16 protein-coding genes are annotated in these 21,916 nt (G+C 70.2%); 6 read left to right on the top strand and 10 right to left on the bottom strand.

What is annotated here, in order from left to right; genetic code table 11:
- Positions 1–46: 46 nt before the first annotated feature.
- From VGJ96_15200 to VGJ96_15155, 10 genes are all read right to left on the bottom strand, one after another.
- The gene (locus VGJ96_15200) at positions 47–1,939 is read right to left on the bottom strand and encodes a M14 family metallopeptidase (GenBank protein ID HEY3288467.1); all 1,893 of its coding nucleotides are present in this window, start codon (positions 1,937–1,939) and stop codon (positions 47–49) included.
- A gap of 89 nt (positions 1,940–2,028) precedes the next feature.
- Positions 2,029–3,483: an alpha-L-fucosidase gene (locus VGJ96_15195; GenBank protein HEY3288466.1), complete on the bottom strand. Its 1,455-nt coding sequence runs from the start codon at positions 3,481–3,483 to the stop codon at positions 2,029–2,031.
- Entirely contained in the window at positions 3,480–6,191 is a 2,712-nt protein-coding gene (locus VGJ96_15190; protein HEY3288465.1) for a glycoside hydrolase family 3 N-terminal domain-containing protein, read from the bottom strand. The genes VGJ96_15195 and VGJ96_15190 overlap by 4 nt, the downstream gene beginning before the upstream one ends.
- Positions 6,192–6,196: 5 nt before the next feature.
- A complete protein-coding gene (locus tag VGJ96_15185) occupies positions 6,197–6,850 on the bottom strand; it encodes an EVE domain-containing protein (GenBank protein HEY3288464.1) in 654 nt (217 codons plus the stop codon).
- Between the two features lie 113 nt (positions 6,851–6,963).
- Positions 6,964–8,424 (bottom strand): response regulator, encoded by a 1,461-nt coding sequence (locus VGJ96_15180; protein HEY3288463.1) that lies wholly within the window; start codon positions 8,422–8,424, stop codon positions 6,964–6,966.
- 51 nt (positions 8,425–8,475) lie between these two features.
- On the bottom strand, positions 8,476–9,765 hold the full coding sequence (locus VGJ96_15175) for an aminotransferase class V-fold PLP-dependent enzyme (GenBank protein HEY3288462.1): 1,290 nt from the start codon (positions 9,763–9,765) through the stop codon (positions 8,476–8,478).
- Between the two features lie 173 nt (positions 9,766–9,938).
- Positions 9,939–11,084, bottom strand: coding sequence for a glycogen-binding domain-containing protein (locus VGJ96_15170; protein HEY3288461.1), 1,146 nt, complete (start codon positions 11,082–11,084; stop codon positions 9,939–9,941).
- A 10-nt stretch (positions 11,085–11,094) separates the two neighbouring features.
- Positions 11,095–11,739: a hypothetical protein gene (locus VGJ96_15165; GenBank protein ID HEY3288460.1), complete on the bottom strand. Its 645-nt coding sequence runs from the start codon at positions 11,737–11,739 to the stop codon at positions 11,095–11,097.
- Positions 11,739–12,326 (bottom strand): isoamylase early set domain-containing protein, encoded by a 588-nt coding sequence (locus tag VGJ96_15160; GenBank protein HEY3288459.1) that lies wholly within the window; start codon positions 12,324–12,326, stop codon positions 11,739–11,741. Before VGJ96_15160 ends, VGJ96_15165 begins: the two co-directional genes overlap by 1 nt.
- Before the next feature lies 1 nt (position 12,327).
- Positions 12,328–12,879, bottom strand: a complete 552-nt coding sequence (locus VGJ96_15155; GenBank protein HEY3288458.1) for an RNA polymerase sigma factor — start codon at positions 12,877–12,879, stop codon at positions 12,328–12,330.
- Between the two features lie 354 nt (positions 12,880–13,233).
- On the opposite strand from VGJ96_15155, the gene VGJ96_15150 reads away from it, so the two are divergent.
- The 6 genes from VGJ96_15150 (at position 13,234) to VGJ96_15125 (ending at position 21,846) form a co-directional block, all read left to right on the top strand.
- Complete coding sequence (locus VGJ96_15150; protein HEY3288457.1) at positions 13,234–14,826, top strand: aldehyde dehydrogenase family protein; 1,593 nt, start codon at positions 13,234–13,236, stop codon at positions 14,824–14,826.
- 43 nt (positions 14,827–14,869) lie between these two features.
- Positions 14,870–15,460 carry a YggT family protein gene (locus tag VGJ96_15145; protein HEY3288456.1) on the top strand — a complete coding sequence of 197 codons (591 nt, stop codon included), beginning with the start codon at positions 14,870–14,872 and terminating at the stop codon, positions 15,458–15,460.
- The gene (locus VGJ96_15140; GenBank protein ID HEY3288455.1) at positions 15,460–15,759 is read left to right on the top strand and encodes a DUF167 domain-containing protein; all 300 of its coding nucleotides are present in this window, start codon (positions 15,460–15,462) and stop codon (positions 15,757–15,759) included. The genes VGJ96_15145 and VGJ96_15140 overlap by 1 nt, the downstream gene beginning before the upstream one ends.
- A 25-nt stretch (positions 15,760–15,784) precedes the next feature.
- Positions 15,785–16,189 (top strand): hypothetical protein, encoded by a 405-nt coding sequence (locus VGJ96_15135; GenBank protein HEY3288454.1) that lies wholly within the window; start codon positions 15,785–15,787, stop codon positions 16,187–16,189.
- A gap of 228 nt (positions 16,190–16,417) precedes the next feature.
- Complete coding sequence (metH, locus tag VGJ96_15130; protein ID HEY3288453.1) at positions 16,418–19,972, top strand: methionine synthase; 3,555 nt, start codon at positions 16,418–16,420, stop codon at positions 19,970–19,972.
- Positions 19,969–21,846 carry a bifunctional homocysteine S-methyltransferase/methylenetetrahydrofolate reductase gene (locus VGJ96_15125; GenBank protein ID HEY3288452.1) on the top strand — a complete coding sequence of 626 codons (1,878 nt, stop codon included), beginning with the start codon at positions 19,969–19,971 and terminating at the stop codon, positions 21,844–21,846. The genes metH and VGJ96_15125 overlap by 4 nt, the downstream gene beginning before the upstream one ends.
- Positions 21,847–21,916: the final 70 nt, after the last annotated feature.

Genomic DNA, 21,916 nt, shown 5'->3' with positions numbered 1-21,916 from the left:
GGCGTGCGGCGAGATGCGCCGCACGCCCCCGTTCACGCGCCGTCACTCACGGCGCAATCTGGTGCTTCGCCTCCGCGATGCCGCCGCGCGTGCTCAGGTAACGCACGGTCAGCTTGCGGTCGGGATCGCCGGTCCCCGCCTTCACGCGCAGCGTGACGACCTTTGTCTCGCCGCCCGTCACCCAGAACTCCGGCACCCGGCCGATGACCCGCGTGTTGGCGCCCTCGCCGCGCAGCATCAGCATGTCCGGCCGGACAATCTTCACCCGCTTGGCCATGTCGAGCGCGGTCGGCAGCCGGCCGTCGTTGCGCAGGGTGATCCTGATTTCGTGCGTCGCCGAGTCGGCGGGCACCTTGGCGCCCTTGGCCAGCTTCACGGGCGCCGAGGTCACGCTGACGATTTCGACGTGCGGGAGCGACGACGCGAGATAGAGGTTGAACATGGCCTCGTTGCGCGCCCACTTCTCGAGCCACTCGGGCGGTGCATTCTGCGACCAGAACTTCGGGTTGTAGCCGCCCGCCTCGACTTCGCCCAGCGTGCCGCCGGCATTGAACTTGGTCCACGGCTTGAAGCACTTGCCGCCGTAGTCCTCGTCACAGAAGCGCAGCACCTCGTACTCGTCGATGCGACCGTCCTTGTTGTAGTCCTTCTCCCGGCCGCCGTTCCACAGTTCGTCGCCGTACCAGATGGCGCCGTACTGGAAGTACCCGAAGTCCGGCCCGTGGCCGAAGAGCGGGGCCGGGCGCGCCGAGTCGCCCGTGAACGGATTGACGGGCGTGCGGGTGTTGTAGACGCGATAGACGTCGCCCGCCCACGGATAGCTGGTCTTGGCGATCCCCACCGAATCGAAGTGCTGGTAAAACTTCAGGTCAGCGGGATACATGCACTCGGTCTCTTCGCACGTCGACGGCGCGCGCAGCATCATCGGCACCGCGGTATCCATCGAGTTGGCCACGCTGACGTTCGGGTGCGACATGAGGAAGAGCACCACGGCACGCGTCTCCGGTTCCGACAGCGGATACTCGCCCGCGCCGCCCTGCGTCCAGCCGCGGCCGGTCGCCTCGCGCATCGGCCGCCAGTTCTCCGGGTAGTTGCGGTGCAGGTCGAGGCCGCCGACGCCGTCCTCGTTCACGCGGCCGTCGCCGTCGTTGTCGATCCCTTCCGGCAGCAGCAGGTAATCGCCCCTGCCGGGGCCGACGCGGCGCATCAGGCGCCCCGACTTGTCGAGCGAGTCCTTGACCGCGTCGCCCTTGCCGGGCCCCACGTACTTGCGGAGCTGCATGATGAAGCCGTCGCCGTCGAGATCCTCGGGCGGATCCTCGTCGAGCAGGCCGTCGCCATCATCGTCGTAGGGACGCACGCTGCTGCGATTGGCCTGCGCCGTCAGGCGGTACATATCGGAGCCGTCGGGATTGTTCATCGGCTTGATGTACACGGCCTTGGTGGAGAGCAGCTTCGTGACCTCGGGGTCCTTGCCGTAGTTCTCCACCAGGTACCAGGCGAGATACAGCGCGCTCTCCGTCGCCGTGATCTCCCCCGAGTGCCGGCCGCCCTCGAAGAAGGCGGCGGGCTTGTCGGTGTCCTTGCCGGTCTTCTTGTCGGTCAGCGTCAGCTGCCAGATGTCGCGGCCGCCGAAGCTCTTGCCGACGGACGTGAGCTCCACGAAGTCGGGATGCTCCTTCGCCCACTTCCGCATCCACTCCTCGATCTCGACGCTCGTGTGGTAGTGCTTGAAATCCATCTGGCCGGCGACGACCGGCTTGACCTGCTCGTAGTTGGCGAGCGGGAAGGCGCTGGGGCCGCTGCGGATGCCCGGGACGACGTGCACCTTGGGCGGGCCGGATGGCCCGTCGGAGCGCGGGGCGCCGCGCTGGGCGGCGGCGGGTAACGCGGCGAGCGCAAGCGCGGCCGCGAGGCAGGCGATGGAGCGGAAGGTCATTGCGGGAACCCGGGTCGATGTGATCACCGTGCACGGCGGCGCAGTGCCGTCACGGATGCTACGCGCCGGGGGGCCGCGTTGCTGGCGAACTACGTTGCGGCGAACAGGCGCACGGCGATAGGGAGCGGCGTCGCCACCGCCTCGTCGACGATCACGCGCACCCTGGTGACCGTGGCCGTCGCATCGACGCGGTCGAGCTTGCAGTGCCCGATGGTCTGGCCCGCCGCGAGCGGGATCCACGTGCCGTCACCGCGGTCGCCTTCGACCCGATAGCGCGCGATCCGCTGGCCGTACTCGATGGGCTCGGCGAGCCGGACGACGGCGAGCGCGGCCGGCGCCGGCAGGGCGGCACCTCCCTCGAGGCCCGGGCCGGGCAGTGAACGCCACCGCCAGCGCGGCGGAGTGCACTCACGCGAGAAGAGCACGTCGCGCGCCGCGCGGAACTCCCGCAGGCGCTGCGCGTCGGCGTCGGCGATCACGCCGTCGCGATTCGGCGGCACGTTGAGCAGGAGCTTGCTGTTGCGCCCGACCGACGAGAACCAGATCTGCATCAGGGCGTCCACCGATTTCACCCTGGCGTCCTCGGCGGCATGATAGAACCAGCCCGGCCGGATGGACACGTCGGTCTCCCCCGGGCGCCAGACGGAGCCATCGCGGTCGCCGTGCTGCAGCGAGCGGATGATCTCGGGACCGTCCACGCCGGGGGCCGTCACGATCGCCGGATCGACCGTGGACCAATTTGGATCACCCGCCGATCCGACTTCGTTGCCAATCCAGCGGACGTCGGGGCCGGCGTCCGAGAACATGACCGCGCGGGACTGCAGACGCCGCACCGTTCCCCAGATGCGCGGCCAGTCGTACACCTGCCGCCGGCCGTTGGGCCCTTCGCCATTGGCGCCGTCGAACCAGACCTCGGCGATGTCGCCGTACTGCGTGAGCAGTTCGGTCAGCTGCGCGATGTACAGGTCGTTGTAGCGCGGCGAGTCGCCGTAGGCGGGCGCATTGCGGTCCCACGGCGAGCAATAGAGTCCCACGCGCAAGCCTTCGGCGCGCGCGGCCGCGACGCACTCGCGCACCACGTCGCCCGCGCCCCCGCGAAACGGACTGCGGGCGACGGAGTGGCTCGTGGTCTTCGTGGGCCACAGGCAGAACCCGTCGTGATGCTTGGCGGTGAGGATGACGCAGCGCGCACCGGCGTCGCGCGCCACGCGCGCCCACTGCCGCGCGTCGAGGGCGGCCGGATTGAAGATCGCCGGACTCTCGGTGCCGTCGCCCCACTCGCGGTCGGTGAAGGTGTTGACGCCGAAGTGCAGGAAGAGCGCGAACTCGTCGCGCTGCCACGCCAGCTGGGCCGGGGTGGGACGCGGCCGTGCGAATGTGTAGGTGCCGGAGGACGGAGCCGCGTGCGCGTCGTGCGATGCCGCGCCGTGGGCCTGTACGCCGCGCGGCCATGCGATCCCTGCTCCCGCCACGACGGTGCTGCCAGCCAGCATCGCTGTGAAGTCGCGGCGCGTGATCACGCGGCGCCCGTCGTGATCGGTCATGGCCTGCCTCCCGCCGTCGTCAGCACGCCCCGCAGGCGAATGTCGCGCGACGACGCGCCGACGAAGAATTCAATCGGGCCCGTCGGCGGCACGCGCGCGCCGCGCTCGTCGCGCACGAACAACGCCGCGGCCGGCACGTCGAACTGTACCCGCCGCCCCTCGCCGGGAGACAGTGAGACGCGGGCGAACCCCCGCAGCGAAAGGACGGGCTGCGCGGTCGGTGCCGTCATGTGTCGCACGTACAGCTGCACCACTTCGTCGCCCGCGATCCGCCCCGGCGTCCGCTCCATGTTCCGCACCCACGCGGTGACGTGCACGGTGTCGCGCATGCTTCGCGCACGGCCGGTGATCTCGAGGCCGCTGTAGTCGAAGGGCACATAGGTGAGCCCATACCCGAACGGAAACAGCGGCTGCCCGGTCAGATCCACATAATCATCACCGCGCCCCGTGGGGAGGTGGTCATACACGAGCGGCAGCTGCCCATCGCTGCGTGGCACGGTGAACGGCAGCCGGCCACCCGGCGCGACGTCGCCGAACAGCACCTGCGTGATGGCCTCGGCGGCGGAGTCGCCGGGATACATCGCCTGCATCACCGCTTCGGCGCGCTCGAGCCACGGCGCGGCGTTGACCGCGCCACCGGCAACGATGAGCACGACCAGCGGAACGCCCGTGTCGGCGAGACGCGCGATCAATGCCTCCTGTCGGCCGGGGAGCCGCAGCGTCGACCGGTCGCGGAACTCACCCTCGTCCACCCGCACGGTCACGATGGCCACGTCGGCGCCGCGTGTTGCATCCACCGCCTCGATGATGCGCGCTTCCGCGTCGTCGTGCACGCCGGCATCCCACAGGAGCCGCACCCGCCCCGTCCCGGTGGTCTGGCGATATTCGAGCCGCAGCCGATGCACGCCCGGGCGGACCGTCGTTCGCGTGGACCGCGTGCCGAACGAGACTTTTGGCTCGCCGTCGACGACGAGGGTGTCGTCGAGCCAGAGCCGATAGCCATCGTCGCCCTCGACCGCGACGCGCACCGGCGCGTCGGCGGGGACGCGCACCTCGCCCGTCCAGCGCACGGAGAACCAGTCCGTCGACAGTCCCGGCGCGGGCGGCAGGAACGAGTAGGACGCATCCACGCCCGGGTCGATGCGCGTGCTTGACGCCGGCGCCGTGAGCGCAGCGTTCGCGAAGTATTCGGCGCTGAGTCCGGGCCTGGCGCGACCCGCCGAGTCATGCGTCAGCGCCTCGGGCGGCACGAGCACCCAGGGGGCGCGCCCGAGGCCCGGACCCGACGCCGTCCGCACCGCAGCGGAGTCTCGCAGGCGCGCGCGCAGCGCGGCGGCGAGCGACTTCTCGACGACGGGGCGGACGCTGTATCCCCCGGTGCGCATCGCGACCGCGTCCTCGCCGATCAGCGCAATGCGACGCGTGAGCGGCGAGAGCGGGAGCGTCCGGCGTTCGTTGCGGAGGAGCACGAGCGACGCGACAGCCACGTCCATTTCCCGCATCAAGCTCCCTGAACGACCTGGGCGCGCGAACGGATGCTCGAACAAGCCCAGCGCGAACTTGAGCCGCAGCACGCGCAGCACCGCCCGATCCAGCGTCGCGGCCGGCACCAGGCCCCGCGTGATTGCCGCACGGAAAAGTGGCGCCGACTCGACGGAGCCCTGAAAGATCACGTCGAGACCGGCCCGCAGCGCCCGCGCCGTGGACTCGGCGTAATCCGCGGAGGTGTGATGCAGGACGTTCGCGCCGCCCACACCGCCGGCATCGGAGATCACGACCCCGGTGAAGTTCCACTGCCGGCGCAGCACTTCGGTCAGCAGCCGGCGGCTGGCCGAGGCCGGCACACCGTTCACGCTGTTGTACGACGCCATCACCGCGCGTGCCCCCGCACCGACGATCGCCGCGCGGAACGGCGGCAGATGCAGGTCCTCCAGCGTCGCATCGTCCGCGCTCACCGGGTAGCTGTCGCGTCCGCCGTCGCCATGATTGGCCACGAAGTGCTTGGGTGTGGCCACGACGCCGTTGCCCTCCAGGCCACGCACGTACGCAGCACCCATCGCCGCGCTCAACCACGAATCCTCGCCGTACGTCTCCTCGACGCGTCCCCACCGCGGGTCGCGCGCCAGGTTGACGACCGGCGCAAGCAGCTGCCGGATGCCGCGGTCGCGAGCCTGTCGTGCAATCTCGCGGGCCACGCCGCCGACGAGCGCGGTGTCCCAGGTGGCCGCGAGCGCGATGGCCTGCGGGAAGACCGTGGCGCCAGCCTGCATCAGGCCGTGCACGCCCTCCTCGAAGAGAATGGCGGGAATGCCCAGCCGCGTCCGTTCCACGAAGAAGCGCTGCACCGAATCCGCCCGTGCCGCGGCCGCCGCCGTGCCGCCCGCCGACGGCTCACGGAGATCGAGCAGTTGCACCCCGTACGCGCCGTGGACAAAGGCGGCGCTGTCGCGCACCGGATCGCCCGGCGACATGAACAGCTGCCAGAACTTCTCCTCGGGGGTCATGCGCGCGAGCAGCAGCCGCGCGCGTTCGCGCACGGGGCGCCGAGCGTCCAGCCATGGTCTTGTCGCGGGCGCCGACCTGCCTTGCGCCCCAAGCGAGCGCGAGGTCACCATGACCGCCAGCGCCAGCGGCAACACACCAGCGAGCGCGCCACGGAGCGCGCGGCGAAGCGCGGCGCGGCGAAGCGCGCGGCGGTCCGCGTGCATCCGCATCACCCGCGGGCGAGTTCGAGAATCGCCTTCCACTCCGCGGCCGTCACGGGCGTCACCGAGAGGCGGCCAACCCGCAGCAGCGCCATCTGCGCGAGCGCCTTCGTTCGCTTGATCATCGGGAGGGTGACGGGCGACGTCAGCGGCTCGACGGCGCGCAGGTCCACCATGTACCAGGTGGGTTTGGCGGGCGACGAGTCCTCGTCGAATCCGTGGTGCGCCGGATCGAAGGCGGTGGGGTCCGGATACGCCTCGCGCACCACCGCGCAGATGCCGACGATCGCCGCGGGCTCGGCGCTCGAGTGGTAGAAGAAGACGAGATCGCCGTGCTTCATGCCATCGCGCAGGAAGTTGCGCGCGGCATGATTGCGCACGCCATCCCAGTGCGTGGAGCGATCGGCCGCGGCCATCAGGTCGTTCCACGAAAAGACGCCTGGCTCCGACTTCACGAGCCAGTATCGGCGCTCACCCTTCGCGCGTGGAGCGAACACGGCGGCCCACGGACCCTCCGCCGGCGCTGCGGTACGCGACTTCGACTTCGTCGTGGCCTTGGATGCTGGATTGCGTCGCTTCGCGGACGACTTCGCCGCGGCGCGGGTGGGCTTCGCGGCGGCGGACTTCGGGCTGGTCTTTGTCGTTGTCTTTCGGGCGGCCATGAGTGGCGGGGTAAGGGAGTTCCGTCGCGCTAAACTATAGCGCGCGACTCACCGCCGCCCGTCCTCGCGTGGAGAAGCTCCACGCGGCGGCGCCAGCCGTCGCGGCGCGCGCGTCAGGGAACGACCAGCGGCAGGTCGAGTCGCACGCGCACGCCGGGACGGACGCCGCAGTTCTCGATCGCGCATCGTCCCCCCACGCCCCAGACCCGCGTCGCGACGACCGAAAGACCGAGCCCCATGCCCGGCACTTCACCGGTGAGCTCCGGATCGCCCTGCACGTACGGTTCGAAGGCGCGCTTGAGCTGCCGCGGCGTCATGTCGACGCCGTCGTCCTCGACCTCGATGCGCAGCGCGTCCTTGCCAACGCCGGCAATGCGGACGCCGACGGACGGACGGCCCGACGGGTGGAAGCGGCGCGAGTTCTGCATCAGCTCGCGCAGGATGGCGCGCAGCGACACCTCGCCGAGTGCCACGGGCAGCTCGGGCAGTCCGTCGGCGACGTCGAGCTCGGACAACTCCACCTCGACGTCCGCGGCGACGTCGCGGGCCAGCTGCGGCAGCTGCGCCGCGGGCATGGGGAGTTCGCGCGGTGCGCCTTCACCGGCAAATTCGAGGACCTCCTGCACGGACTCGCGCAGCCGGTTGGTCGAGCGCACCACGATGTCGAGCAGCTGTTGCGCGCGCGCGTCCGGAAACTCGGCGCGCACGGCGGCGAGATAATCCACCGCGCCGACCATGCTCGCCAGCGGCGTGCGCAGCTTGTGCGACACGAGTTCGTGGAACTCGAATTGCCGCATCTGGCGCTCCACTTGCTGGCTGACATCCCGCAGGGCCACGACGACCATCCCGTCCGGATCGTCGGGGTTCTGGTGCGGCGTGACCAGCACCCACTCCCTGAGGCGGCCGCCCGGGACGGTGCGCACGAGGCGGAAGGGCTGATTCCGTCCGTCGGGAGCGCCCCACCGTTCCCACGCGTCGGCGGGCTGGGGCACGCTGTCGCGCGCCAGTCGTTCGACGAAGAGCCCCTCGATGGCGTCATGCTCGCCGAAGCCCAGGTAGCGGCGGCCGCTGACGTTGCAGTGCAGGATGCGGTCGGCGCGGTCCACGAGCACGAAACCGTCGTCGGCGTGCTCCACCGCCCAGTTGAACCGGTCGTGCTCGGCGAGGGCGCGCTGCTGCACACCCAATTGGATGAGCGCCGCCACGCGCGCACGCAGTTCCCACTTGTTGAACGGCTTGCCCAGAAAGTCATCGGCGCCCGCTTCGAGCCCCTTCACCATGGACTCGGCGTCCGACAGCCCCGTGACCATGAGCACCGGGATGCGCGCATGCCGCGGCGTGGCGCGCAGGGTGCGGCAGACTTCGAATCCGTCCATGCCCGGCATCATCACGTCGAGCAGGATGAGGTCCGGGTCGAAGGTCGCCACGATCTCCAGGCAGGCGGCCCCGGACGACGCATGCGCGATCTCGTAGCCCTCGTGGGCGAGGACCGTGGCGATCATCTTGCGGTCGAAGTCGCTGTCGTCGACCACCAGCAGTCGGCTCGCGCGTACTCCCTGGATCCGGGATGCCATGCGGAATTCCCTCAGCGCCGGCGGTGGTACGTCAATGGCCGCCCCGGCCGCCTATGCAATCCCCTTCGCGATCGCCTTCAGCACCGCATCGGCAAAGGTGTCCACTTCGTCGACGCTGGTGTAGACGCTTGGGGTGATGCGGATGCCGCTGAACTCCGGATGTCCAATCGGCGTGGTCACGATGCGGTGGTTGCTGAGCAGCCAGCCGCCAAGCTTGCCCGGATCGATGCCGTCCACGCTGAAGAGGCAGATGGCTCCCGCGCGGTCATTGTCGAGCGGCGTGAGCACCTTGACGCGGTCGCTGGAGGCGAGGAGCCGCTTCGCCCACCGGTCCCGCAGGTAGCGCAAACGGGCGATCTTGCGCTCGGCGCCGATGCCGCGACTGAACGCGAGCGCCGCGGAGACCGCGTTGAAGTTCGCCTGCGGATGCGTGCCGATCTCCTCGTACTTGCGGATGTTCGCCTGGTTGCCGGCCGTGGAGCCCATCAGCGACCAGAGCTGCGGAATCCTGGCCTTGCGCACGTAGAGGAAGCCCGTGCCGATGGGGGCGTGCGTCCATTTGTGCAGCGACGTGCCGTAGTAGTCGACGTCGAGTTCGTCGCGCGTGAACGGGAAATGGTTGAAGGCGTGGGCGCCGTCCACGAAGACTTCGATGCCCAGCGGGCGCGCCATCTTCACGAGCTCGCGCACCGGGAGGATCTGCCCGGTGAGGTTGGTGATGTGCGTGACCTCGATGACCTTCGTGCGCGGCGTGATCGCCTGGCGGAACTGCTCGACGATGTACGCGTCGCTGGGCGGCGGCACCTTGAAGGAGATCTGCTTGAGCACGATCCCCTCGCGGCGCTCGCGCTGCTGCCACGACGTGATCATCCGCGGGTAGTTCTGGTTGGTGAGCAGGACCTCATCGCCGCGCTTGAGGTCAATGCCGAAGATCATGGTCTCCAGCGCCTCGGACGCATTGCGGACGACCGCCATTTCCTCCGGGTCGCAGCCGAAGTCGCGCGCGAGGTCGCGCCGCGTGCTTTCCATGCGCGGCTCGAGCACGCGCCACATGTGCTCGACCGGAAGCTCGTTGGTGAACTTCAGGTCGCGGATCATCTGCTCCAGCACGTGCGACGGCGTCGGCGAGATCCCCCCGTTGTTCAGGTTGATCATCGTCCGATCGGCGTCGAAGGCGCGCTGGATCTGCGCCCAGTACAGTTCGTCGTCGGCCAGCGCGCCCGGCGGCCGATGGCCCGCGATGCTGCGCGCCTTCGCGAGTTGCTGCATGGCCGTCGCCCGGAAGGCGGGAAGCGTGACGCCCGCGGCAGCGAGGCCTGCTAAGAAGTGGCGGCGATCCATGGAGGCCTCACGAGTGGCGGAGGGCGGAAGGCGGATGACTGATGGCTGATGGCTGAGGGCAGAGCGCGGCCGAGAGGCAAATATGCCGTGCACGCGCCGATGCGCCAGCGTGTCTCGGCCGCAGTTCGCTGCCGTCCTCTGTCGTACTCTGTCGTACTCTGTCGTTCTCCGCCCTATGGAACCACCACCATCCCCGCCTCGCCGCCAAACTCGTCCGTGACCTTCGTCAAGTTCGCCGGGGCGCGCCACTGACTGCCGTTGACACGGACGGCCACGCGCTGCGGGCCCGGCGGGAGGTGCACCTGCAACTCCCAGGCGTCGAGCACCCACTGCATCGGCACCGGCTGCCAGCCGCTGAACGTGCCGTACGCTTCCACGCGCGCGTTGGCGTTGGCCAGCACGCGAATGGTGAGCGTGGCGCCGCCATCGCGGTCGGACTTCATGAGGGCGATGGCACCGTAGCGATCGATCTGCAGCACCGCGGGGTCGCGGCGCAGGAAAAGGACGCGCACGGAGGCGGAGAGGAACTTGGCGTCCGGGAGGGCACGCAGCGGGTCGGCGAGCTGCCGGCCGCCCGAGAGGGTGAGCGCCACGACCGGGGAGAGGTAGAACGCGGCGGCCAGCATGAATGCGCGGTCATTCACCTTCGGCGCGACGCCTTCGCCGGTCCGTCGGGTGCCGACGGCCGCCAGGTCGAATGCCGAGAACGTCTGCTGGAGCGTGATGGTCGCGTCGCGGACGGTGTACGGGCCGACGGGACGCCGCGACGGGATGCTGCTCGCCGCGAGCAGGTCGGTGTCATGCGAGCGGGTGACGACGGCGGCGACGGTCCCGGAAGTGCGCTTGTATTCGCCCCAGGCGCCGACATCGAAGGCGGACGCCTGCATGTTGCGGCCCAGCCGGTTCGTGAGTCCACCGGCGCCTCCTGCCCAAACGCCGTGCGTGCCGCTGGCGCGCTGGACTCGCGTGAAGGCCGCGGCGTTGCCGCCACCGGTCAGCGAGGTGAGCCCGAAGATGGCGCCGGCCATTCCCGATTCCACGCGCCATCGCGGGAACTTCGCAACCTGATAGCGGACCGCGAGCAATCCCTGCGCGGTATCGATGGAGTCCCGCGCGGCCGTGACGGAACCGCTCGCGGTGGTCACGAAGCGCTCCTGCGTGCGGCGCCACGTGACGCCGAAGAGCGCAGCCGAGCGCCACCGGTTGCCGGCTTGCCGCACCTGGGCGGCGCCTGCCTCCACGCGAATCTCATCTGGGGCCTGCGCCGCCGCACGTTGGGATGCGGCGAGCAGCAAGCAGACGGCGGCGAGACCCCTCATCGCATGGGCGTCACGGCCTCCGCGAAAGCGGATTGGCGAACGCGGACGCGGCGGGGGCAGGTGGCAGGAGCGACATCACCCCGCGGGCGCGCAAATCGAGTGCAGCTTCCGGCGCCCAGCCGGCGGCGACGTCGCCTTGGACCGACTGCGCGAGCGCGTACAGCTGCACGTTGGTGGCTCCGCGCGCCATCAGGTCTGTCACGACCTGTGCGGCGCGTCCCGGCGGCAGTCCCTTCGCGACGAGCTCGGTGAGCACGCCGAGGGGGAGGGCCAGCGACCGGTTGGGCCAGGCCGCGCGCATCTTCTTCAGCATGGGCGCGGGAACGCCGACATAGAGCGCGTCGGCGCCGGCAGCAATCTCGTCGTCGCTTGGGTTGGGCGCGAGTTGATCGCGCGCAACCTGCAGCCGCTTTCCAAGGGCGGCGACGGCATCCGTGATGCGCTTCGGCGTGGCGCGCTTGGCGATGCCCTCATTGGCCTTGGCAACCAGCAGGCCTTCAGGCAGCCCGATGGCGCGTGCGGCCACGAGCTCGCGTTCCACCGCGCGCCGCAGGCCAAGATCGGCCGAGGCGTCGAGGCGGGCCGCCTGCGCGCGCGCTCCGGTGGCGGCAGCGCTGGACGCAAGCGAAAGCAGGAGGAATCGACGAAGGATCATCACGGTGCCTGCACGATAAGTACGGAGTTTGCACGCCCGAAGTCCAGATCACGGGCCGTTTGCGCCCGCGGATCGGTCATCCAGGTACGGCCATCGACCACGAACGCATACACGTGCCGCCCCGTCGACAACGGGAGGGTCACGCTCCACGTGCCGGGCTCGGCGCCCGGCTCGAGTAGGGTGGTCGTCTGTGACCAGCCATTGAAATCGCCCACCAGCGCCACGGTCGACGCCCGGACGCCGCGCAGGGTGAACTGGACCGGCACCGGCACCGCCTCGCCGGTCGCGCGCGCCGCCGGAACCACCGGCAGCACCTGCGCCCCCGGCGCCGCGGCCAGCGTGTTCCGGGTGGCGTCCACGCCCGTGGCTTCGGACCCCAGGAAGCCGATCACCAGCCCGGCCGCCGCGAGCGTCACCGTCGCCGCCAGCGAGAACGGCGCCGACGGCCAGGTGACCGCGCGCCACCAGCGGCGCGGCCGTCCCTCGACGGTGCCCAGAATCCGCGACACCACCCGCGGATTCGGCGCCTGCCGTCGCCGCAGCGTCGCCGCCGCCCGATCGATCAGTTCGTCATGTGCGTCCAGCATATCACTTCTCCTGTTGCAGGCGGATGCGCAACGCGTCACACGCGCGTTTCACCCGCATGCGAAGTGCGGAAAGCCGCACTCCGGTAATGACCGCCATGTCCTCGTACGACAGATCTTCCACGTGGCGCAGCAGGAACGCCTCCCGCTGCTCCGCGGGCAGCGACTCCAGCGCCGCCTCCACCTCTTCCATCACGTCCCGCGACGTCTCCGCTGACTCCACCGCCACCGCCGACGCCACGGCGGGCAACTCGCCCGTCACCACCAGCGACTCACGCCGCCGCCGGCGCTCGCGCGCCGTCCGGCACCGGTTCGCGAGAATCCGGAACAGCCACGGTTCGAAGCGGGCGTCCTGGCGGAACTGCCCCAAGTGGTCATACACCCGCACGAACGTGTCCTGCACCGCCTCTTCCGCATCCTCGTCGTCGCCCAGCATGTACCGCGCGTAACGCAGACAACGCACGTGGAAGAACTCCACGAGCTCCGCATACGCCTCCATGTCCCCGCCGCGCGCACGCAACGGGATCGCGGGGTCGATGTCGGAGTTCTCTCGCACGGGGGTCGGGTTGGCTGGTTGGATAGCCCACAATACCCCGGGCGACTCCTCCCTCGCTACCGCCCCCAAGCGCCGTGATTGCGATGCCATCACGCTCCGGATCGAGATCCCGAGGAGGCGCCCCGATCGGCTGGAGGCCTCCATCGTCCCGCTTGGTACGACCTGCTAAACACGTAACCCATTGCGAACAAACAGCTTGCGGCTGCGTACAGTTCGGAAATTGACAGCAGTACCTCGCCGCGATCCCGCACTTCACATACCCGCCCCCACGATGTGGCGTCACATTCCTTACACGCTGGCGGCCCCGCAGTTAGCGTGGCATTGTCTGAGTCACCTCTCGCCCGGGAATCGTTCGTGCTCAGCCCTGATGCCGAAGCCCTCGCTATCCAACCCACGGCCGGCGGCCGGCTTCCGGAGTCGCGTGACCCGGCCACGGGTGAGGTCTGGAGGCGCTATCCCGTAGCCGACGCCGCAGCCGTCCACGCTGCCGTCGCGCGGGCCCGGTCCGCTCAGCCAGCGTGGGCCGCGCTTCCGCCGCGCGTGCGCGCCGACGCCATTCGGCTGTTCACGCAGAAACTCCTCGCCCGGCGCGAGGAGGCGGCGCTGCTCGTCGCCCGCGAGAACGGCAAGCCCATTGGCGAAGCGCTCGGCGTGGACATCGGCGTGACCCTCGCGCTGGCCGACCACTTTGCGGCGGCCGCGCCGCGCTTCCTGCGCGCCCGGTGGCGTCGCAGCACGATGCTCGCCGCATGGCGCAAGCGGGCAACCCTCGTACGGGAGCCCTACGGCGTCGTCGGCGTCATCTCGCCGTGGAACTACCCCATGTTCCTGCCGCTCAGCTCCGCGCTGCCGTCACTGCTCTGCGGCAATGCGGTCGTCAACAAGCCGAGCGAGTGGACGCCGGGCATCGCGGAGCTGGTGAAGGAGTGCCTGCACGAGGCCGGGGTGCCCGCGGACGTCTATCAGGTCGTGCACGGCGCGGGCGCCACCGGCGCGGCGCTGTGCGAGGCGGTGGACAAGGTCTTCTTCACCGGCTCCGAGGCGACGGGGCGCAAGGTCGCGGTGGCCTGTGCGCAGCGGCTCATTCCGTGCGCGCTGGAACTTGGCGGGAGTGATCCCGCCATCGTGCTCGCCGACGCCGACCTGGCGCACGCCGCGAGCGGCATCGCGTGGGGTCGCTTCTCCAACGCGGGCCAGACGTGCGTCGCCGCCAAGCGCGTGTTCGTCGAGGCCAGCGTCTACGATGAGTTCCTGGCGCTGCTCACCAGGGCCGTGAGCCAGCTCAAGGTCGGCCCGGGGACGGATGATGCCACCGACGTGGGACCGATGATCCGCCCGGAGCAGCGCGCGACGATCGCCGCGCAGCACGCCGATGCGCTGGCGCGAGGCGCCGTGGAGACGCTGCGCCTCGACATCCCGGCCGGTGACTGCTACTTCCCGCCGACGATTCTCACCGCCGTGCCCGCGGAGAGCCGCGTGATGACGGAGGAGACGTTCGGCCCGCTCCTGCCGGTCCTCAAGGTGCGCGACGTCGAGGAGGCGATCGCGCGCGCCAACGAGACCACGCAGGGACTTTCGGCAAGCGTTTGGACGGCCGACGTGACGCGCGGCGTCGCCGTGGCACAGCGGCTGCAGGCCGGTTCGGTGCTGATCAACGACGCCTGCACGTCGGCGGGCGTGAGCGACGTGCCGCACGGCGGCTACAAGGCGAGTGGCCTCGGGAAGGTGCACGGCGACCTCGGCCTGCAGGAATGCGTGCGCACCAAGGCCATCACGGCGGATTGGTTCCAGGCGTGGCGGCAGCCGTGGTGGTTTGGCTACGGCCCGTCGCACCGCGAGGAGATCGACGCGTTCCTCGTGGCGGCGCACGGCGCGTCCGTGCCGGCGGCGATCCGCGCGCTGCCGAAGGTGCTGCGACTCATCTTCGCGCCGAAACGCAAGATCTGACGATGCCTTGTTGATCGCGGCGCGTTCACGCAAATTTTTCGGCGTGAACGCGCTGCTGGACGGCCTCGACTATCTGATCAACGCGTTGCGCGGCGGCTTCCTGGCCTTCGCCCTGGCCGTCCTCATCTTCTGCGTGCTCGACTGGATGGTGCGCACGCGCCGCATCAACCCATTTGGCGCGTTCGCGGGCGTCCTCCGCACGAACATCCGCCCGTTCATCGCCCCCGTGGAGCGCCGCCTCGTGCGCGCCGGCGGCCATGCGGCCGCCGCGCCGTGGTGGACGCTGGTCGTGGTCGTGCTGGCGGGCATCGTCGCGCTCGAACTGCTGGGCTTCCTGCGCGAGCAGGTGGCCATCGCCGCGGGGATGCTGAACGGCGGCCTCGCCGGCCTGTACCGACTCGTCGTGTCGTGGACCTTCTCGCTGCTGCGCGTGGCGATCATCGTGCGCGTGATCGTGTCGTGGATCCGGCCGGCGCCGTTCGCCTGGTACGTGCGCTGGTCGTACGCCCTCACCGAGTGGATGCTGCACCCGCTGCGCGGCTTCATTCCGCTGGTGATGAGCATCGACATCACGCCGTTCGTGGCGTATCTCCTGCTCGACCTGGTGCAGGGCTTCCTCGTGCGGATCGTCTGATGGCGTTCACCGTCAGCCCCCGCGACGCCGGCATCCGATTTGCCGTGCACGTGCAGCCGCGGGCCAAGCGGCCGGGGATCGATGGCACGCACGGCGACGCGCTCCGCGTCCGGGTGCAGGCGCCGCCGGTCGAGGGGGCCGCCAACGACGCCGTCATCGCGGTGATCGCCGGCGCCCTCGGGGTACCGCTGCGCGCGGTGCGCATCGCCGCCGGTCACGGCAGCCGGCAGAAGCTCGTGGATGTTGACGGTATCGACCCTTCCGCCGCCACCGCGCGGCTGCTCGCCCCTGAATCATGACTTCTCGCCACCTTTCGAACTGACCGTGGCCTCCATTCTGCTTGTCGGCGCCGACGCGGCGCTGGTAGAAGGCATCGCGCAGGCACTCTCCGCCGCTGGCCACCACGTGCTGACGGCCGGCTCCATCGCCGAGGCGACCTTCGTCGCCACCGCGGCCGCGCCGCTGCTCGCCGTCGTCGAGCGCGAGTTGCTCTCGAACGCCGCCGCTCTGCGCGCGCTCGGACTGGCGCCGGGCGGCGCAGTCGTCGTCTTCGGCAATCCCGACACGCCGCTCCCCGCCCCGGTACGTCGCGCCGTCCTCGCGGAACTCCGCCTGCCGCTGGAGCGCGCCCGCCTCATCGCGCTGGCGATGCACGTGCAGGCGCGCATCCGTCACACGGGACGCGGCGTGACGCCGCCGACTCCGCCGGAATCGCGCCCGGGCGTCTAGGCGCGCGCCGGACCAGCGGCGAACGCCGCAACACTGGCGTTCCCTTGCAATTCGGCGCGAAGGCGAGCGATCATTAGGAAGACAACCGTTCCACGTGGCGATTTCGGGCAAATTGCGGCCACGTTAATCCTTCGCTAAAGCGCCAGCCCGGGGCACCTCGTCGCCGTGGGCGCTTTCATTTTTCCCGCCCCCGCGCCACTCCTCGCTCCTCACCACGCCACCGCACTCTTGCCTCACACTCCTCCCGCCGTCAGTTCCGCCTATCTCGCCGCCCTCGGCCGGCGCGTCCTCGTGTTCGACGGCGCCATGGGGACGAGCATCCAGCGGTATCACCTGACGCCCGAGGATTTTGGCGGGGCGGCGCTGGAGGGATGCAACGACCATCTGGTGCTCACGCGCCCGGACGTCATCCAGGCGATCCACGAGTCGTTCCTCGCCGTCGGCTGCGACGTGGTCGAGACCTGCACCTTCCAGAGCACGCCGCGGCGTCTCGCGGAGTGGGGCCTCAAGGACAAGGCGCGCGACATCAATGTTGCCGCCGCGCGCCTCGCCCGAGCCGCGAGCGAGAAGTTCGCCACCATCAGCCATCCGCGTTTCGTCGCCGGCTCCATCGGGCCCACGGGGATGCTGCCGAGTTCCAGCGACCCCGCGCTCTCGGCCATCACGTTCGACGCGCTCGCCGAGCAGTACTACTGGCAGGCCAAGTACCTCGCCGAAGGGGGCGTGGACGTGCTCCTCGTGGAGACGTCGCAGGACATTCTCGAGGTCAAGGCGGCGATCGCCGGCTTCGAGCAACTCTTTGCCGAGACGGGGCATCGCCTGCCCGTGCAGGCGCAGGTGACGCTGGACACGAGCGGGCGGATGCTCCTCGGCACGGACATCGCCAGCGCGATGACGACGCTCGAGGCCCTGCCGGTGCACGTGATCGGGCTGAACTGCTCCACGGGCCCCGAGCACATGCGCGAGCCGGTGCGCTATCTCACCGAGCACGCCACGCGGCCGATCAGCTGCATTCCCAACGCGGGGCTGCCGCTCAACACCGGCACCGGGGACGCGGTCTATCCGCTCGAGCCGGCGCCGATGGCCGAGGCGCTCCGCGACTTCGTGCAGCAATTCGGCGTGCGCGTGGTGGGCGGTTGCTGCGGCACGACCCCGGCGCATCTCGAGGCGGTGGTGCGGGCGGTGCGCGGCGACGCCACGCCCGCCGCCGGCACCGGGACGCCGGCGGCCGCCGTGACCGCGCCCTTCGCCCCGCGCGCGCACCATGTGCCGCGCGCCTCCTCGGCGATGCGCGCCATCACGCTGCACCAGGACCCCGCGCCGCTGCTCGTCGGCGAGCGCGTCAATGCGCAGGGCTCGCGCAAGGTGAAGCGGCTGCTGCTCGCCGAGGATTACGAGGGCATCCTCGAGGTCGCGCGCGAGCAGGTGGACGGTGGGGCGCACGTGCTGGACGTCTGCGTGGCCGTCACCGAACGCGCCGACGAGGCCGACCAGATGGAGCAGGTGGTGCGCCTGCTGTCGCAGTCGGTGGAGACGCCGCTGATGATCGACTCCACGGAGCCGGACGTCATTGCCCGCGCGCTCGAGCACGTGCCGGGGCGCGCGCTGGTGAACTCCATCAACATGGAGAACGGGCGCGCGCGCATCGAGGCGGTGGTGCCGCTGGCGAAGCGCCACGGGGCCGCGCTGGTCGCGCTCACCATCGACGAGCACGGCATGGCGCGCACGGCGGCGCGCAAGCTCGAGGTGGCCCGCAAGATCCACGACATCGTGGTCGGCGAGTACGGGCTGTCGCCCGACGACCTGGTCTTCGACGCGCTCACCTTCACGCTGGCGACCGGCGACGCCGAGTGGGTGGATTCGGCGCACGAGACGATCGACGGGATCCGCGCCATCAAGGGCTCGCTGCCGGGGGTGCTCACGATCCTCGGCGTCAGCAACGTCTCGTTCGGCCTCGCCCCCGAGGCGCGCGGCGTGCTCAACTCGGTCTTCCTGCACCACTGCGTGCAGGCCGGATTGGACGCGGCAATCGTGAATCCGGCGCACGTGACGCCGTACGCCGAGATCCCGGAGACGGAGCGGGCGCTCGCCGACGACCTGATCTTCAATCGGCGGCCGGATGCGCTGCAGAAGTTCCTTGAGCACTTCCAACAGACGGGAGACGGAAGACGGGAGACGGGAGAGAAGGCCGATCCCACAGCGGGGATGACCGCCGCCCAGCGCGTGCACTGGATGGTGGTGCACCGGAAGAAGGAAGGCATCGAGGACGCGCTGGATGCGGCCGGGGTGCGCGCGGAGCCGGTGCGTGTGCTCAACGAGGTGCTGCTGCCGGCGATGAAGGAAGTGGGCGACAAGTTCGGCGCGGGCGAACTGATCCTCCCCTTCGTGCTGCAGAGCGCCGAGGTGATGAAGCGGGCGGTCAAGCACCTCGAGCAATTCCTCGAGCGGCAGGCGGGATACACCAAGGGGACCGTCGTGCTCGCCACGGTCTACGGCGACGTGCATGACATCGGCAAGTCGCTGGTGAACACGATCCTCGCCAACAACGGCTACACGGTGCACGACCTGGGCAAGCAGGTGCCGGTGAACACCATCGTGGACAAGGCCATCGAGCTGAAGGCCGACGCCATCGGGCTCAGCGCCCTGCTCGTGAGCACCTCGAAGCAGATGCCGCTGTGCGTGCAGGAACTCGACCGGCGCGGACTGCAGCTGCCGGTGCTCATCGGCGGCGCGGCGATCAATCGCCGCTTTGGCCGCCGCGCGATGTTCGTGGAGGGTGAACGCGCGTACGAGCCGGGGGTCTTCTACTGCAAGGACGCGTTTGAGGGGCTCGAGACGATGGACCGCCTGCAGGATCCGGCGGTGCGTGCCTCGTTCACGGCGCAGCTGATGGCCGATGCGCGCAACGACGTGTTCCTGCACACGAACGTCGGCAAGGACGTCCGTGCCGGTGAGGCCGGCGGGGCGCGCAGCGCCGTGCGCACCGACGTGCCCGTGCCGCGCGCGCCGTTCTTCGGCACGCGGGTGCTGCACGACATCCCCCTGCGCGAAGTGCTCGACCTGCTCGACCTCGACGAGCTCTACCGCCTGCAGTGGGGCGGCCGCGGCTCGGGCGAGGCGTTCGATACCCTCGTCCGCACCGAGTTCGAGCCCATGCGCCAGCGCCTCGAGGCCGACGCCACGCGCGAGGGCTGGCTGCAGCCGCAGGCGGTGTACGGCTATTTCCCGGCCCAGGCCGATGGCAATGCGATGGTCGTCTACGATCCCGCCGCGTTCGAGAGCGACGGCGGCGCGCGCCGCGAGATCGCACGCTTCAACTTCCCGCGCCAGGTGGGACGCGAGCATCTCTGCCTCGCCGACTACGTGCGCCCGGTCGCCAGCGACGAGGTGGACGTGATCGCCCTGCAGATCGTGACCGTGGGCGAGGCGGCCGCGGCCCGGTTCGCCGCGCTGCAGGCCGCCGGCGAGTACAGCGAGGCTTTCCTGGTGCACGGCCTCGCCGTCGAGGCGGCCGAGGCCACCGCGCAGTGGATGCACGCGCACATCCGCCGTGAACTGGGCGTCGACCCGGTGCAGGGCAAGCGCTACTCGTGGGGGTACGGCGCGTGCCCCGATCTCGACGACCACGGGCAGCTGTTCAAGCTGCTCCCCGCGGAACAGGCGCTCGGCATGACGCTCACCGAGGCATTCCAGCTCGTCCCCGAGCAGAGCACGGCCGCCATCGTTCTCCACCATCCGGAATGCAAGTACTACGCGGTGCGCACCGCGGCGGAGGCGACATGAGCGCAACACGCGACGAGCTGCGGCATCGGCTCGTTGATCCGGCGCAGGTGGTGATCGCCGACGGTGCGATGGGCACCGTGCTGTACGCGAAGGGCGTCTTCATCAACCAGTGCTACGACGAGCTGAACGTCCGCCAGCCCGACCTCGTGCGCGGCATCCATGCCGACTACGTGCGCGCCGGCGCGGAATTGCTGGAGACCAACTCCTTCGGCGCCAACCGGCCCAAGCTTCAGCACTACGGGCTCGAGGCGAACGTGCGCGAGTTCAACGTGGCCGCCGCGACGCTGGCCCGCGACGCGGCCGGCGAGCAGGCGCTGGTGGCGGGGGCGGTGGGCCCGCTGGGCCTGCGCATCGAGCCGTACGGTCCCACCTCGCGCGAGGAAGCGCAGGAGTTCTTCGCCGAGCAGATGCGCGCCCTCCGCGAGGGCGGCGTGGACTGCTTCATCCTCGAGACGTTCAGCGACCTGAACGAGATCGCGCAGGCGGTGAAGGCGGCCCGCGCCGTGGACCCCGCCCTCCCCGTCATCGCGCAGATGACGGTGGGCCCCGACGGCGTCACGTCGTTTGGCGTGCCGCCCGAGGAAGTGGCCGAGGCGCTGGAGGAGAGCGGCGCGGACATCATCGGCCTCAACTGTTCCGTGGGACCACAGACCATCCTCGAGGCGATCGAGCGCATGGTGCCGGTCACGTCGAAGAAGCTCTCGGCGATGCCGAACGCCGGCATGCCGCGCGAGGTCAGCGGGCGTCGCATGTACATGGCGAGCCCCGAGTACATGTCGACGTATGCGCGCAACCTGATCCAGGCCGGCGTGCGACTGATCGGCGGCTGCTGCGGGACGACGCCCGACCACATCCGCGCGATGGTGGACGGCGTCCGCCCGCTGGTGCCGCGCCACGCGACGGTCGAGGGTTCGGCCGGCGGCGGGCGACTGTCGCGGGTGGCCGCGCACCACGAGTCGCACGCGGTGCAGCCGGTGGCGCTGGGCGAGCGCTCGGCGTGGGGACGAAAGCTCGCGGCCGGCGCCTTCGTGACCAGTGTCGAGATCGTGCCGCCCCGCGGCGTCGAGCCATCGCGCATGCTCGACGAGGTGCGCAAGCTGAAGGCCGCCGGCGTGGACGCCGTGAACGTCCCCGACGGCCCGCGCGCGCAAAGCCGCATGAGCGCCATCGCCACCAGCGTGCTCATCCAGCAGGCCTGCGGCATCGAGACGGTCACCCACTACGCCTGCCGCGACCGCAACCTGCTGGGTATGCTCTCCGACCTGCTCGGCGCGTCGGCGCTCGGCCTGCACAATGTGCTGCTCGTCACGGGCGATCCGCCCAAGATGGGGCCGTATCCCGATGCGACCGCGGTCTTCGACATCGATGCCATCGGCCTCACGAATCTCGTGAGCCGCCTCAACCACGGCGTCGATCCGGGCGGCAACAGCATTGGCGCCCCCACGCGCTACGTGATCGGCGTCGGCGTGAACCCGGTCGCGATCGACGTGGAACACGAACTGAAGCGCTTCGCGTGGAAGGTGGAGGCGGGCGCCGAGTTCGCGGTCACGCAGCCGGTCTTTGACACGGAGCAACTCGAGTCGTTCGTACGGCGCATCGAGGAGCATCATCTCCCCGTCGTGGCCGGCATCTGGCCGCTCGTGTCGGTGCGCAACGCCGAATTCCTGGCAAATGAAGTGCCCGGGGTCACGGTGCCGTCGGCCGTCATCGAGCGCATGGGGCGCGCCAACGAGAAGTCCAAGGATCACGCCGTGGCCGAAGGGATCGCCATCGCGCGGGAGATGCTCGATCGGGTGCGGCCGGTGGTGCAGGGCGTGCAGGTGTCGGCGCCGTTCGGGAAGGTGGAATTGGCGCTCGACGTGTTCCGGACGTGACGCCGGAACGCCCCGAGCCCCCGGCGCGTATGGCAATCCGCCGCGGCGCACAGTAGCGTAGGACAGACCT

This window comes from Gemmatimonadaceae bacterium (genome assembly GCA_036504815.1).
Classification (GTDB): domain Bacteria; phylum Gemmatimonadota; class Gemmatimonadetes; order Gemmatimonadales; family Gemmatimonadaceae; genus PNKL01.
Note: the sequence above shows the minus strand (reverse complement) of the source record. Positions and strands in the feature narration are given on the sequence as shown.

Excerpts from the sequence above, each read along its gene's own strand:
- VGJ96_15195 (HEY3288466.1), bottom strand. The coding sequence starts at position 3,483 with ATGACCGATCACGACGGGCGCCGCGTGATCACGCGCCGCGACTTCACA.
- VGJ96_15125 (HEY3288452.1), top strand. The coding sequence starts at position 19,969 with ATGAGCGCAACACGCGACGAGCTGCGGCATCGGCTCGTTGATCCGGCG.
- VGJ96_15180 (HEY3288463.1), bottom strand. The coding sequence starts at position 8,424 with ATGGCATCCCGGATCCAGGGAGTACGCGCGAGCCGACTGCTGGTGGTC.
- VGJ96_15175 (HEY3288462.1), bottom strand. The coding sequence starts at position 9,765 with ATGGATCGCCGCCACTTCTTAGCAGGCCTCGCTGCCGCGGGCGTCACG.
- VGJ96_15170 (HEY3288461.1), bottom strand. The coding sequence starts at position 11,084 with ATGAGGGGTCTCGCCGCCGTCTGCTTGCTGCTCGCCGCATCCCAACGT.
- VGJ96_15140 (HEY3288455.1), top strand. The coding sequence starts at position 15,460 with ATGGCGTTCACCGTCAGCCCCCGCGACGCCGGCATCCGATTTGCCGTG.
- VGJ96_15160 (HEY3288459.1), bottom strand. The coding sequence starts at position 12,326 with ATGCTGGACGCACATGACGAACTGATCGATCGGGCGGCGGCGACGCTG.
- VGJ96_15200 (HEY3288467.1), bottom strand. The coding sequence starts at position 1,939 with ATGACCTTCCGCTCCATCGCCTGCCTCGCGGCCGCGCTTGCGCTCGCC.
- VGJ96_15190 (HEY3288465.1), bottom strand. The coding sequence starts at position 6,191 with ATGCACGCGGACCGCCGCGCGCTTCGCCGCGCCGCGCTTCGCCGCGCG.
- VGJ96_15185 (HEY3288464.1), bottom strand. The coding sequence starts at position 6,850 with ATGGCCGCCCGAAAGACAACGACAAAGACCAGCCCGAAGTCCGCCGCC.
- VGJ96_15165 (HEY3288460.1), bottom strand. The coding sequence starts at position 11,739 with ATGATCCTTCGTCGATTCCTCCTGCTTTCGCTTGCGTCCAGCGCTGCC.